12 protein-coding genes are annotated in these 13,800 nt (G+C 72.7%); 1 reads left to right on the top strand and 11 read right to left on the bottom strand.

Features of this window, described 5'->3' with window-relative positions; all coding sequences use genetic code 11:
- Positions 1-46: 46 nt before the first annotated feature.
- From ACZ3TI_RS30390 to nrdR, 10 genes are all read right to left on the bottom strand, one after another.
- Positions 47-1,291, bottom strand: a complete 1,245-nt coding sequence (locus ACZ3TI_RS30390; RefSeq protein ID WP_465731804.1) for a cytochrome P450 — start codon at positions 1,289-1,291, stop codon at positions 47-49.
- Positions 1,288-2,004: a GTP-binding protein gene (locus tag ACZ3TI_RS30385; RefSeq protein ID WP_465731802.1), complete on the bottom strand. Its 717-nt coding sequence runs from the start codon at positions 2,002-2,004 to the stop codon at positions 1,288-1,290. Before ACZ3TI_RS30385 ends, ACZ3TI_RS30390 begins: the two co-directional genes overlap by 4 nt.
- Entirely contained in the window at positions 1,985-2,353 is a 369-nt protein-coding gene (locus ACZ3TI_RS30380; RefSeq protein WP_465731800.1) for a DUF742 domain-containing protein, read from the bottom strand. Before ACZ3TI_RS30380 ends, ACZ3TI_RS30385 begins: the two co-directional genes overlap by 20 nt.
- Positions 2,350-2,826 (bottom strand): roadblock/LC7 domain-containing protein, encoded by a 477-nt coding sequence (locus ACZ3TI_RS30375; protein ID WP_465731799.1) that lies wholly within the window; start codon positions 2,824-2,826, stop codon positions 2,350-2,352. Before ACZ3TI_RS30375 ends, ACZ3TI_RS30380 begins: the two co-directional genes overlap by 4 nt.
- Positions 2,827-2,835: 9 nt before the next feature.
- Positions 2,836-4,629, bottom strand: coding sequence for a sensor histidine kinase (locus ACZ3TI_RS30370; protein WP_465731797.1), 1,794 nt, complete (start codon positions 4,627-4,629; stop codon positions 2,836-2,838).
- A gap of 275 nt (positions 4,630-4,904) precedes the next feature.
- Entirely contained in the window at positions 4,905-5,471 is a 567-nt protein-coding gene (locus tag ACZ3TI_RS30365) for a Clp protease N-terminal domain-containing protein (protein WP_465731795.1), read from the bottom strand.
- A 3-nt stretch (positions 5,472-5,474) separates the two neighbouring features.
- The gene (locus ACZ3TI_RS30360) at positions 5,475-5,711 is read right to left on the bottom strand and encodes an RNA polymerase subunit sigma-70 (protein ID WP_465731793.1); all 237 of its coding nucleotides are present in this window, start codon (positions 5,709-5,711) and stop codon (positions 5,475-5,477) included.
- Between the two features lie 63 nt (positions 5,712-5,774).
- Positions 5,775-6,545: an SDR family oxidoreductase gene (locus ACZ3TI_RS30355; protein WP_465731791.1), complete on the bottom strand. Its 771-nt coding sequence runs from the start codon at positions 6,543-6,545 to the stop codon at positions 5,775-5,777.
- A gap of 160 nt (positions 6,546-6,705) precedes the next feature.
- The gene (locus ACZ3TI_RS30350) at positions 6,706-9,573 is read right to left on the bottom strand and encodes a vitamin B12-dependent ribonucleotide reductase (protein ID WP_465731789.1); all 2,868 of its coding nucleotides are present in this window, start codon (positions 9,571-9,573) and stop codon (positions 6,706-6,708) included.
- A gap of 209 nt (positions 9,574-9,782) precedes the next feature.
- Positions 9,783-10,283 carry a transcriptional regulator NrdR gene (nrdR, locus tag ACZ3TI_RS30345; protein ID WP_465731787.1) on the bottom strand — a complete coding sequence of 167 codons (501 nt, stop codon included), beginning with the start codon at positions 10,281-10,283 and terminating at the stop codon, positions 9,783-9,785.
- Positions 10,284-10,823: 540 nt separating this feature from the next.
- Here nrdR and lexA point away from each other — a divergent pair.
- Entirely contained in the window at positions 10,824-11,519 is a 696-nt protein-coding gene (gene lexA / locus ACZ3TI_RS30340) for a transcriptional repressor LexA (protein WP_188299320.1), read from the top strand.
- 124 nt (positions 11,520-11,643) lie between these two features.
- On the opposite strand, the gene ACZ3TI_RS30335 is transcribed toward lexA, so the two are convergent.
- Complete coding sequence (locus ACZ3TI_RS30335; protein ID WP_465731785.1) at positions 11,644-13,788, bottom strand: ATP-dependent DNA helicase; 2,145 nt, start codon at positions 13,786-13,788, stop codon at positions 11,644-11,646.
- Positions 13,789-13,800 lie beyond the last annotated feature (12 nt).

Genomic DNA, 13,800 nt, shown 5'->3' with positions numbered 1-13,800 from the left:
GCGGCGACGGGTACCGGCGGCGCGGGCACCGAGGGACACGGACGGATCAGGCCGCGTGGCCCGGGGTGAACGAGACCGGCAGCGCCACCAGCCCGCGCACCCAGGCCGACGGCCGCCACACCAGCGCGTGCTCGGCCACCGCCAGCCGCAGGTCCGGCAGTCGGTCCAGCAGCACCTCGATCGCGGTGGTCGCGATCACCTCGGCCGCCTCCTGCGCCGGGAACGGGCAGCCGTGCTCGCCGTACGAGTAGCTCATGTGCGCCCGGTTGCCCTCGGCCGGGCGACCGTCGGCCTGCCGGACCGACGGGTCCGCGTTGGCCCCGGCGAAGCCCAGCAGCACCATGTCGCCCGCGCCGATCCGCTGGCCGCCCAGCTGGGTGTCCCGGACGGCCCAGCGCCCGGCGAAGATCTGCGTCGGGGTGTCCTCCCAGAGCGCCTCGTTGAGCGCCTGGCTGATGCTGCGCCGACCGCCCGCCAGCGAGGCGGCGAACCGCTCGTCGGTGAGCATCAGCCGCAGCGCGTTGGAGATCCAGTACGAGCACGGCTGGTGGCCGGCGATCAGCAGCACCCGCAGGTCGCGCATCACCTCGTCGTGGGTCAGCCCGACCTCGTGCTCCAGCATCCGCGAGGCCACGTCGGCACCCGGGTGCTCGGCCTTCTCCTCCACCAGGGCGAGCATCAGCTCCAGCAGCCGCTGGGCGCCGGCCGGCGCGTCAGGGCCGCCGTCCAGCATCGCCAGCAGCGCCGTGATCAGCTGCGGCGCCTGCTCCTCGTCCAGGCCGAGCACCCGGCACAGCACCAGCAGCGGCATCCGGTGCGCGTACTCGGCGACCAGGTCGGCCTCGCCGCGCCCGGCGAACTCGTCGATCAGCCGGTCGGCGATCTCCTCGGAGTGCTTGCGCAGCTCGTACGGGTCGATCCCGGCCAGCGCGTCGGTGACCGCGCGCGAACGCCGGCCGTGCTCCTCCCCCTCGGCGTACAGGATCGAGGGCACCGGCGCCATCATCGGCTTCAGCGGCCAGTCGGCGGGCAGCGTCTCCCAGGCGTGCCAGCGGCTGGAGTCGCGGCCGAACAGCTGCGGCTGACCGGTCACCAGCTGCAGCTCGCGGTAGCCGATGACCAGCCAGGCGGGCACGCCGCCGGCCAGCTCGACCGGGGCGACCGGGCCGTGCGCGGCGCGCAGCTCGCGGTAGAGCTGGGCCGGGTCGGTCTGGAAGCGCGGCCCGTACAGCGGCGTGGCGCCGGCGTGCGCCGGGCAGCCCGGGGGCGGGGTGACGGCGGGCTCGGTCACGGGGTGCTCTCCTCGTACATCGCGGTGGGGGCCGCAGCCGGGGCGGCCTCGTCGGCTCCGGCCGGATCGGCCTCGTCGGTCCCGACCGGATCGGCCTCGTCGAGCCCGGCGAGATCGGCCCCGGCCAGGGCGGCCAGGTGGTGGACCAGTTCGATCAGCACCCGCTTGCCTGACTCGCGGTCGCGCGCGTCACAGTCCACCAGCGGCACCTCGGCCGGCAGGTCCAGCGCCTCGCGGACCTGCTCCAGGGTGTGGGTCTGCTCGCCGAAGTTGTTGCGGGCCACGATGAACGGGGTGCCGTGGTGCTCCAGCCGGTCGATCGCGTACCAGGAGTCCTCCAGCCGCCGGGTGTCCACCAGGACGACCGCGCCCAGGGCCCCGCTGAACAGCCGGTCCCAGAGGAACCAGAAGCGCTCCTGCCCGGGCGCGCCGAACAGGTACAGCACCTGGCGCGCGGAGAGGGTGATCCGGCCGAAGTCGAAGGCGACCGTGGTGGAGCGCTTGCCCCAGGCGCCGTCCGGGTCGATGCCCTCCCCCGCCCGGGTCATCACCTCCTCGGTGTTCAGCGGGCGGATCTCGCTGACCGAGCCGACCAGCGTGGTCTTGCCCACGCCGAAGCCGCCGACCACGACGATCTTCAGCGCGTTGTCGGCGGTCGCCCGCAGCGGGGTGCGCGGGGCGGCGGGCCGGACGTCAGAGCCGTTGGAGGCCATGCAGCACCTGCTTCAGCGTGTCGAGGTCGGGCAGCCGGGCCTTGTTCGGCGCGAACCGGGGGTGACGGGCGGTGACCGCCCCGGACTCCAGCAGGTCGCCGAGCAGGATCTTCACCACCGAGACGGGCAGCCCCAGCTCCGCCGCCACCTCCACGACGGCGGTCGGGGCCTCGCACATCCGCAGGATCCGGACGTGCTCCGACTGCATCCCGGGCGCCGGCTGCCGTTCGGCGACGATCAGGGTGACCAGGTCGAAGGCGTTCTCCGGGGCGCGGCTGCGGCCCTTGGTGATGGTGTAGAGGCGGTCCGGGTCGTCGTCGCGGCCCGGCAGCACCGGCCCGTCGGTCATATCCCCGCGCCCTCTTGTGTGGTGGCGCTCCCGTCCACGGCCGCGGCTGCGGCTCCGGCCTCCTCGGCGGCCTCCGCGTCGCGGGCCGGCGCGCTGAGGTGGACGCCGATCTGCTCGATCAGGCCGTGCATGTTGTGGCCGACCACGCCGACGTCCGCCTCGTCGTCGGTGACCACCGCGAGGTGCGCGCCCTCGCCGGCCGCCACGATGCACAGGATGCCGCCGTGGAACTCGGTCATCGACTGCCGCACGCCGCCGCTGCCGTCGCCGAACTCGATCGAGGCGCCGTGCGCCAGGCTCTGCAGGCCGGAGGCGATCGCGGCCAGCTGGTCGGCCTGGTCGGTGCTCAGCCCGGCGGTGTGGCAGAGCTTGAGGCCGTCGGCGGAGAGAACCAGGGCGTGCCGGGTGCCGGGGGTTGCCGCCAGCAGGTTTTCCAACAGCCAGTCGAGGTCGCGATCGGGGGCGCTGCTCATCAGGTGTCCTTACTCGGTGACGGGGGAAGCGTCGGGCGTGGTGTCGGGGTCCTTGGCCGGCGTCGGCATCAGCACCGGAGCCGGCGTCGCTGCCGGGAGCGCCGTCGGGGCCGGCGTCGGCGTCGGGTTCCCGGTGGAGTGCTGCTCGCCCTCCACCGGACGGGCCGCGGCCCGGCGGAACGCGCCGAACCGGGCGGCCGCGCTCGCCGCGTCGGCGCGTACGGGCTTCGCGGGCCGGTCGGTCGCCGGGGCGGTGGTCAGGGTCTGCCCGCGACGCCGCTGCGGCAGGCCGCTGTCGGTCATCCAGGCGGGCGCGGGCGCCAGGGGGGCGGCGGCGACGGGCGTGGGAGAGACGGGGGTGGCGAGCGTGGCCGGAGCGGCAGGCGCCGGAGGCAGGGGCGCGGGCGCTGGGCGGGCGGGGGTGAGCGCGGGGCGCGCGGACTCTGCGGCGGGCGCCTGCGTCGGGGCCGACACCGGGGCGGGCGCCGGAGCCTGATGCGTGACCAGCTGCTGCGGGATCAGCATCACCACCCCCGTACCGCCGCGGGCCGACGGCCGGAAGGAGATCTGCAGCCCGTGCTTGCGCGCCAGCACGCCGACCACCGCGAGCCCCAGCCGGGTACCGGCGGAGAGCGTGGCGAGGTCCAGCGGCTCGGCGGAGACGGCCCGCTCGGCCCGGCGCAGCCAGCTCTCGCCCAGGCCCAGGCCACTGTCCTCGACGGTGACCGCCAGCCCGGCCGGCACCTCCTCGACGTAGACGTGCACCTCGGACGGCGGGGCGGAGAAGTTGGTGGCGTTGTCCAGCAGCTCGGCCAGCGCGTGCATGACACCCTCGGCGGCGTACCCGGCGACCGCGGCGGTGCTGGCGTTGTGCAGCCGCACCCGCTGGTAGGCGCCGATCCGGCCGAGCGCGCCGCGCAGCACCGACTCCACCGCGATCGGCTTGGCCCAGCGCCGCCCCGAGCGGGCGCCGGTGAGCACCGCGATGCTGTCGGCCATCCGGCCCGCCTGGGCGGTCGAGTGGTCCAGGCTCAGCAGGTCCCCGAGGACCTCCTCGTCATGCCGGTGCTGCATCTCGCGCAGCTCGGCGTGCATGCTCGTGGCCAGCGCCTGCACCCGCCCGGCCGCGGTCGCGCAGACCGCGAGCGCGGCGGCCCGCAGCCGCTCGCCCCGGCCGATCTCCTCACCGACCGCGCGCAGCAGCGCGTACTGGGGGTGCTTGCGATGGGCGGCCAGCGCGCTGTCCACCGCCGCGCCCCCACGCAACTTCTTCACCACCTCGGGCAGGACACCCTCGGCGATCCGGTCCAACTCGGCGCGCTCGGCCTCGACCCGTACCCGCTCCGCCTCCGCGCCGGCCCGCTCGGCGTCCAGCTCGGCCCGCACCCGGGCCAGCTCGGCGTGCGCGGCGGCGACGTCCGCCTCGGCCCGGGCCTTCTCGGCGCGGGCGGCGTCCCGCTCGGCCTCGGCGGCGGTGGCGCGGCCCTTGGCCGCCGCCTCGGCCTGCCGGGCGGAGCCGGCGACGACCAGTGCCGTCGTCGCCTCCCGGTGCTGCTCCTCCACGTCCTCGGCGAGCTTGTGGGAGCGCTCGGCGCCGATGGCCGCGAGGCCGACGGCGATCAGCCACAGGACGGTGACGGCGCCCACGGCGAGGGCGGTGAGCGGCTGGTGCGCGTCCAGGGCCCGGGCGACCCCGACCGGTGCGGCGACCAGCGCCAGCAGGACGGCGGCCGCCGTCAGGGCGACGGTGCGCGGCGCGGGCCGTCGGCGCGGCCAGCCGTCGGGGCTGGTGGCTTCTCTCATCGGTGCGGTCCTCGGCAACGTCGGCGGGCGGCGGCGCGGCGGCGGGTCGGCGACGGTCGCGACCGCCGACAGCTGGTCGGGCGCATACCAGACCGCCCGGCGACGTCGCGAAACGTCTCCGGGCGGCTGATCGGTTCACGCTTTGGGCCGATCATATCGATTCAGACATTGGCCTCAAGCGGCCAGTTGACGGGCAGTCTCCTTCATCCACGTCCCGTACACCGATTGGCGACGCAACCGCCGCACCACCGGGTGGCCCGGTTCACCGCCGGGGCTCAGCCCAGCTTCCGCTCGACCGTCTCCCGGACGGCCTTCGGATCCAGCCCGTGCTCGGCGATCACCCGCGCCCCGAGGCCCTCCCCCTCGCGCAGCACCCCGAGCAGCAGGTGCCCGACCGCGATCTCCCCCGACTTCAGCCGCAGCGACTCCCGCAGCGACAGCTCCAGCACCTTCTTGGCCCGGGCCGTGAACGGGATGTGCCCACCGAACCCGCCGCCGGAGCGGAACCAGCCCCGGCGCTTCGGCTCCTCCTCGGGCGGGGCGTCCAGCGCCCCCTCACCGAAGACCGATTCGACCGCCTCCCGCACCGCGTCCAGGTCGACCCCGATCGAGGCCAGCGCCTGCGCCTGGCCCCCCTCCCCCAGCAGCCGGCGAACCGCCTGCCGCGCCGTTCCGTGGTCCAGCCCCGCCTCCGTCAGCACCCCGACGGCCGGGTCCTCCGGCCGCCTCAGGATCGCCAGCAGGAGGTGCTCCGTCCCGAGGTAGCCGTGCCGCAGCTCCCTCGCCTCCCGCTGCGCATCGACCACCACCTGCCGCGCCACAGGGGTGAAACGCTCGAACATCGCTCAGCCTCCGTCCTCGTCACCGCGGATACCGCGCTTCGCGTACTTCTTGTGCACCGCTTGCCTGGTCACCCCGAGGCAGACCGCGATGTCCTGCCAGGACCAGCCCTGCGACCGGGCGCTGCCCACCTGCAGGGCCTCCAGCCGGTCCGCCAGATCACGCAGGGCGCGGACCGCCCGGAGCCCCACGGCGGGGTCACGACTGCTCGCCGCGGCCGCGAGTTCTCCGCTCTCGCTCATGCTGTCAACTCTGGTTGACACCCGCGCGGATGTCAACCAGAGTTGACATCTTGGGGGGCGCCCTCAGCGGCCCCCGAACCGCCGGTCCAGCGCCTCCTCGAAGGTCCCCGTGCCCACCGCCCGTTCCGGCGCCAGGTTCCCGCCCTCGCGCAGCCCCCGGCCGACCGCACCCGGGATCCGCAGCGGCAGCAGCAACCGCCGCTTGCCCGCCGCCCGCAGGTACGCCTCGGCCAGCTCCCGGTACGACCGCACCTGCGGCCCGGCCACCTCCGGCGCGAACCCGGCGGGCTCCTCCCCCACCAGCCCGGCCACCGCCGCGGCCACCTCCCGGACGTCCACCGGCTGGAACCGGACCCCACCGGGCGCCGGGAACACCGGCAGCTTCGCCGAGGCGTCGAAGATCTTCAGCAGCAGGTCGTGGAACTGCGTCGCCCGCAGCACCGTCCACCCCAGACCCGACTCCCGCACCACCCGTTCACAGGCGAGCTTCGCCCGGTAGTACGCGAGCGGCACCCGGTCGATCCCCACGATCGACACGTACACGAGGTGCCGCACCCCGGCCTCCCGCGCCCGCTCCACCAGCGTCCGCACCCCCGACACGTCCGCCTTCTTCTGCGTGGTCGCGCAATCCACCACCACCTCGACCCCGGCCATCGCCTCCGCGATCCCGGCTCCGCTCACCAGGTCCCCGACCACCCACTCGACCCCGTCACCCCCGTCCCGCACCCGCCGGCTCAACCCCCGCACCGCCACCCCGCGCGCCACCAGCAGCCGCACCACCTCCCGCCCCAACGTCCCCGTCGCCCCGGTCACCAGCACCGTCCCGTTCACCACGCCAATTCCTTCCGTCGAGTACCTCTCACCCCTACGGACCGACCACCGCCCCGATCCGTGACATCGGCATCCGGAAACGCAGAAAGGCGGGGCGAGGACGTGAAGTCCTCGCCCCGCCTCAGGTATTCACCTCATCGGGTGAAACCGGGGTCGAACACGGTCAGCTGCAGCCGCTGGTGGAGCCGCAGCCCTCGCAGAGGTAGCAGCTGCCGGCGCGGCGCATCTTGGTGCCGCAGGAGAAGCAGAGCGGGGCGTCGGCGTTGAGGCCGAGCTGGATCTCCATCAGCTCCGTGGAGTTGTGGGCCTGCTTCGGGGCCGCCTTGGGCGTCTCGGCGGCCGGGGCGGGCTTGGAGACCACCGGGGCCGACTGGGCGAGCGACTCGGTGTCGAGCTCCTCGGCCTCCAGCGGCTCGTACGAGCCGGTCTCCAGGTGGCGCTGGCGCTCCTCGACGGAGTGGATGCCGAGCGCCGAGCGGGTCTCGAAGGGCAGGAAGTCCAGCGCCAGGCGGCGGAAGATGTAGTCGACGATCGACTGCGCCATCCGCACGTCCGGGTCGTCGGTCAGACCGGCCGGCTCGAAGCGCATGTTGGTGAACTTCGAGACGTAGGTCTCCAGCGGCACGCCGTACTGCAAGCCGACCGAGACGGCGATGGAGAAGGCGTCCATCATGCCCGCGAGGGTCGAGCCCTGCTTGGACATCTTCAGGAAGACCTCGCCGAGGCCGTCGTCCGGGTAGGAGTTGGCGGTCATGTAGCCCTCGGCGCCACCGACCGTGAAGGAGGTGGTGATGCCCGGGCGGCCCTTGGGCAGGCGCTTGCGGACCGGGCGGTACTCGACGACCTTCTCGACCGCGGCGGGGGCCTCGGCCTCCTCGGCCTTCTCGTCCTTCTTCTTGGCCGAGAGCGGCTGGCCGACCTTCGAGTTTTCGCGGTAGATGGCGAGCGCCTTGACGCCCATCTTCCACGCCTCGAAGTAGATCTCCTCGACGTCCTCGACGGTCGCGGCGGCCGGCATGTTGACGGTCTTGGAGATGGCGCCGGAGATCCACGGCTGGATCGCGGCCATCATCCGCACGTGCCCCATCGGCGAGATGGAGCGCTCGCCCATCGCGCAGTCGAACACCTCGTAGTGCTCGGGCTTCAGACCCGGCGCGTCCACCACGTTGCCGTGCTCGGCGATGTGGGCGACGACCGCCTCGATCTGCTCGTCCTGGTAGCCGAGGCGCTTGAGGGCGCGCGGGACGGTGCCGTTGACGATCTGCATCGAGCCGCCGCCGACGAGCTTCTTGAACTTGACCAGGGCCAGGTCGGGCTCGACGCCGGTGGTGTCGCAGTCCATCATCAGGCCGATGGTGCCGGTCGGGGCGAGCACCGAGGCCTGGGCGTTGCGGAAGCCGTTCTGCGCACCGATGCGCACGACGTCCTGCCAGGTCTTGTTGGCCGCCAGCCAGACCGGGGCGTCCAGCTCGTCGACCGAGACGGCGTCCAGCGAGGCGTCCGCGTGCTGCTTCATGACCTGCTGGTGCGCGGCCGCGTTGCGGGCGTAGCCGTCGTACGGGCCCACCACGCCGGCGAGTTCGGCGCCGCGGCGGTAGGCGGTGCCGGTCATCAGCGAGGTGATGGCGCCGGCCAGGGCGCGGCCGCCCTCGCTGTCGTAGGCGTGGCCGGTGGCCATCAGCAGGGCGCCGAGGTTGGCGTAGCCGATGCCGAGCTGGCGGTAGGCGCGGGTGGTCTCGCCGATCTTCTCGGTCGGGAAGTCGGCGAAGCAGATGGAGATGTCCATCGCGGTGATGACCAGCTCGACGACCTTGGCGAAGCGCTCGGCGTCGAACGAGTCGTCGTCGCGGAGGAACTTCATCAGGTTGAGCGAGGCGAGGTTGCAGCTGGAGTTGTCCAGGTGCATGTACTCGGAGCAGGGGTTGGACGCGTTGATGCGGCCGGACTCCGGGCAGGTGTGCCAGTGGTTGATGGTGGAGTCGTACTGGATGCCGGGGTCGGCGCAGGCCCAGGCGGCCTCGGCCATCTTGCGGAACAGCTTCTTCGCGTCGACGGTCTCGATGACCTCGCCGGTCATCCGGGCGCGCAGGCCGAATTCGGTGCCGTTCTCGACGGCGGTCATGAATTCGTCGGAGACGCGGACCGAGTTGTTGGCGTTCTGGTACTGGACGGAGGTGATGTCGTCCCCGCCGAGGTCCATGTCGAAGCCCGCGTCGCGCAGGGCGCGGATCTTCTCCTCCTCCTTCACCTTGGTCTCGATGAAGGCCTCGACGTCCGGGTGGTCGACGTCGAGCACGACCATCTTGGCCGCGCGGCGGGTGGCGCCGCCCGACTTGATGGTGCCGGCCGAGGCGTCGGCGCCGCGCATGAAGGAGACCGGGCCGGAGGCGTTGCCGCCGGAGGAGAGCAGCTCCTTGGAGGAGCGGATCCGGGAGAGGTTGAGGCCGGCGCCGGAGCCGCCCTTGAAGATCATGCCCTCTTCCTTGTACCAGTCGAGGATCGACTCCATGGAGTCGTCGACGGACAGGATGAAGCAGGCGCTGACCTGCTGGGGCTGCTTGGTGCCGACGTTGAACCAGACCGGCGAGTTGAAGCTGAACACCTGGTGGAGGAGGGCGTGGGTCAGCTCGTGCTCGAAGATCTCGGCGTCGTCCTTGGTGGCGAAGTAGCCGTGCTTCTCGCCGGCGGCGCGGTAGGTGAGCACCACGCGGTCGATGATCTGCTTGAGGCTCCACTCGCGCTGCGGGCTGCCGACGGCGCCGCGGAAGTACTTGGACGTGACGATGTTGACGGCGTTGACCGACCAGAAGTCGGGGAACTCGACGCCGCGCTGCTCGAAGTTGATCGACCCGTCACGCCAGTTGGTCATCACGACGTCGCGCCGCTCCCAGCGGACCGCGTCGTACGGGTGCACGCCAGGAGTGGTGTGGATGCGCTCCATCCGCAGACCGCCCTTCGGGGCCTTGGCGCCCTTGGCCGCGGCCTTCTCGGACTTCGACCCGCGTGCGGAACCGCTCGTGGTGTCTGTCACTTCTCGCTCCTCCTCCTGGGCAAACGCCCGTAGTGCCCTGAAAAGTCCGGGCACCGCTGGTTCGTTCTTCCGGTGTGCGGGCAGGCGGAGACCCTGCCTGTGTTCGCACGGTTTGTAGTGTTCTGCGCCCCGTTTCCGGGCACGCCGGGGCCCCGCGGGGCCTTGTGGTGCGGCTAGGCCCCCGCCTGGGGGCCGGTGGCCGACGCCTCCTAGGGCGCGGCGGCGGAGACGGACACGCAGGCGTCGTCCGTCTCCGGGGTGAGGGGCTGCTCGGCGCGGAGTTCCGCGATGGCGGCCTCGAAGTCTTCCAGTCCGTCGTACGCCTGGTACACGCTGGCGAAGCGCAGGTAGGCGACCACGTCGAGTTCCTTGAGCGGGCCGAGTATGGCCAGGCCCACGTCGTGGGTGGTCAGCTCGGCGTTGCCGCTGGCCCGCACGCACTCCTCGACCCGCTGCCCGAGCTGGGCCAGCGCATCCTCGGTGACCGGTCTGCCCTGGCAGGCCTTGCGGACGCCGGTGATGACCTTCTGCCGGGAGAACGGCTCGGTGACGCCGCTGCGCTTGATGACCATCAGCGCGGCCGTCTCCACGGTGGTGAAGCGGCGGCCGCAGTCCGGGCACTGCCGACGGCGGCGGATGCAGCTGCCGTCCTCGGTGGTCCGGCTGTCGACAACGCGGCTGTCGGAGTGCCGGCAGAAGGGGCAGTGCACCTCGGGATCCCTCCCTGGCAGATCGTGCGGACCAGTTGAGTCTATGCGATGCGCCCCCGGCCTCGGCAAGCTGATCATGCGCCGTGACCACTACCACTTGGGCACGGAGAGGACTGTAGCCACTACATCTAGGTCCCAGGGGGACGCGGCACCCCTGGCGTGTCGGTGTGGATCGGGGCGCCGATTAGACTGCCCGGGTCGGATTCCGGTCGAACATTTACTCGATGTACAACAAAGCCTTGATCGAGTCAGCCAACTCCCGAATAATTCACTCGAACGTGTGTTTGGCGCAACCTTTCGATAGGAGGTGCGTTGGGCTGGAAAGGGAGAGGACAGCCGTCGAGAGGGGCCGCCGTGAACACGATCGAAACCAACACCATCCCGGTGCAGGAACACTCCCAGTTCAAGGTGGGGCAGCGCACCACGAATCAGCAGAGTGTGGATATCAGCATGGACCGCAGCGAAGACCACCATCTCTCCGGTACGGCCCTTTCCGGCTCGAACCGGGTGCCCGACCAGCCGATCGAACACTCCCCCGCCATGGATGACACCCACCCCTCGCCCGCCCGCGCGATGCCCGGCCGCCCCCCCGGCATCCGGACCGACGAGGCCGGCCTCACCGAGCGCCAGCGCCGGGTGATCGAGGTCATCCGGGACTCCGTCCAGCGCCGGGGCTACCCGCCGTCCATGCGCGAGATCGGCCAGGCCGTCGGCCTGTCCAGCACCTCCTCGGTGGCCCACCAGCTGATGGCCCTGGAGCGCAAGGGCTTCCTGCGCCGGGACCCGCACCGCCCCCGCGCCTACGAGGTCCGCGGCGTCGAGGTGGCCCGCCCCAACACCGCCGAGACGGCCGGCCGCCCGTCCACCTCCTACGTGCCGCTGGTGGGCCGGATCGCCGCCGGCGGGCCGATCCTGGCCGAGCAGACGGTCGAGGACGTCTTCCCGCTGCCCCGGCAACTGGTCGGCGAGGGCGAGCTGTTCGCGCTCACCGTGCGCGGCGACTCGATGATCGAGGCGGCGATCTGCGACGGCGACTGGGTCACCGTGCGCCGCCAGCCGGTCGCCGAGAACGGCGACATCGTGGCCGCGATGATCGACGGCGAGGCCACCGTCAAGCGGCTCAAGCGCGAGGACGGCCGGATCTGGCTGATGCCGCACAACCCGGCGTACGAGCCGATCAACGGCGACAACGCGACCATCCTGGGCAAGGTCGTCGCGGTCCTGCGCCGCCTCTGACCGCCCCCACCCCCGCGGGACACCCCGCGGGGCCGCACACGGGGACCGCAGACACCGGGAAGGGGCTCCACCGCATCCGCGGGGGAGCCCCTCCGGCGTTCCGTCACCCCCCGGGGCCCGGGCCTCAGCCCCGCTTCACCACCGGACGCACCGGCGCCGCCGAGGCGTCGATCGCCGCCAGCGAGCGGCGCACCTGGTTGCGGTCGGTGGTGTACCAGAACTCGGGCATCGAGGAGCGGAAGAAGCCCCCGTACCGCTTGGTCTCCACCCGCGGGTCGAGCACCGCCACCACGCCCCGGTCGTCCGCAGCGCGCACCAGCCGGCCCGCCCCCTGCGCCATCAGCAGTGCCGCGTGCGTCGCCGCGACCGCCATGAAGCCGTTCCCGCCGCGCTGTTCGACGTCCTTCTGGCGGGCGCTCATCAGCGGGTCGTCCGGACGCGGGAACGGGATCCGGTCCATCACGACCAGCTGGCAGGCCGATCCGGGCACGTCCACGCCCTGCCAGAGCGAGAGCGTGCCGAACAGGCAGGTGGACGCGTCCGAGGCGAACTCCCGGATCAACTCGCCCAGGGTGTCCTCCCCTTGGAGCAGGATCCGGTGGTCCAGCCGCTCGCGCATCGCCTCGGCCGCCGTCTGGGCGCCGCGCATCGAGGAGAACAGGCCCAGCGTCCGCCCACCCGCCGCGTCGATCAGCTCGGCCAACTCGTCGAGCATGTCAGGACGTTCGGGGTCGCGCCCGGGATCGGCCAGGTGCTTGGCGACGTACAGGATCCCCTGCTTGGGGTACTTGAACGGCGAGCCGACGTCGATCCCGCGCCAGAACGGGACGGCGTCCTCGCCGAACCCGGCACCGCCCTCCGGGTTGTCCCCGGCCGTGCGGATGTCCGGCAGCCGTGTCTCGGCGGGCAGGCCGACCGAGGCGGCGACCCCCTTGAAGTCCCCGCCGAGCTTCAGCGTGGCCGAGGTGAGGACGACCGAGCGCTCCTTGTACAGCCCCTCGCGCAGCAGCCCGGAGACGCTCAGCGGGGCGACCCGCACCGAGGCGGTGCCCAACCCGTAGCGGTCGCTGCGCTCGATCCAGACCACGTCGTACTCGGAGTCCTCCAGCAGCCGCTCGGCGGTCTCGTGCAGCGTCTCGACGGAGGCCATCGCCTGCTTGCGGACGGCGTCCTCGTCGCTGAGCCCCTTGTCCCTGGTCTCCCCCAGCGAGGTGATCACCTGGCGGGAGGCGTCCCGGATCGCGGTGACCGCATACGCCAGGTACTCGGGCAGCTCCTCGACCCGGCCGGGCTGGGCGGTCTCCATCAGGCCGTGGTAGTTCTCGGCGGCGGCCTGCAGGGCGTCCACGGCCTTCTCGTTGGCGAGCCGGGCGGCCCGCTTCACCGCCCGGTTGACCGCGCCGACGGTCAGCTCGGCGGTGGCCGCGCCGGTGACCCGGTTGACCAGCTCGTGCGCCTCGTCCACGATCAGCAGCCCGTGCTCGGGCAGCACCGGCGCGCCCTCGATCGCGTCGATCGCGAGCATCGCGTGGTTGGTGACCACGACGTCCGCCAGCTTGGCCCGCTCCCGCGCCTTCTCGGCGAAGCACTCCTGCCCGTACGCGCAGCGGGTGGCGCCCAGGCACTCCTTGGAGGTGACCGAGAGCTGGGCCCAGGCCTTGTCGGAGACGCCGGGGCTCATGTCGTCGCGGTCCCCGGTCTCGGTCTCGTCGGCCCAGTCACGCAGCCGCAGGACCTCCTGCCCGAGCTTGCCGGTGGGCCCGCCGAGCGCGTCCACCGGGTCGAACAGGCCCTCGCCCTCCTCGCTCGGGGTGCCCTCGTTGGCCCGGTGCAGGCACAGGTAGTTGGAGCGGCCCTTGAGCATCGCGAACAGCGGGCGGCGGCGCAGCACCGGGTGCAGCGCCTCGACGGTGCGCGGCAAGTCCCGCTCCACCAGCTGGCGTTGCAGCGCCAGGGTGGCGGTGGCGACCACCACGCGGTCCCCGTGGGCGAGCGCGGGCACCAGGTAGGCGAGGGACTTGCCGGTGCCGGTGCCGGCCTGGACGAGCAGGTGCTCGCCGTGGTCGACGGCGTCGGCGACGGCCTCGGCCATCCGGACCTGGCCGGGGCGCTCGACGCCGCCGACGGCCGCCACCGCGGCGTGCAGCAGTTCGGGGATCCGCGAGCGCGGGACGGCGACGGCTTCCCCGGCCTCGTCGCCGAGGTCCGCCGCGCGCGGGGACTCGGAGTCGGGGGATTCGGAGTCGTGGGATTCGGAGTCGTTCGTCATGACCCTCCCACC

The organism is Kitasatospora sp. NPDC023120, from assembly GCF_055560835.1.
The sequence above is the reverse complement of the archived record's forward strand: the minus strand, read 5'-3'. Positions and strand labels throughout refer to the sequence as shown.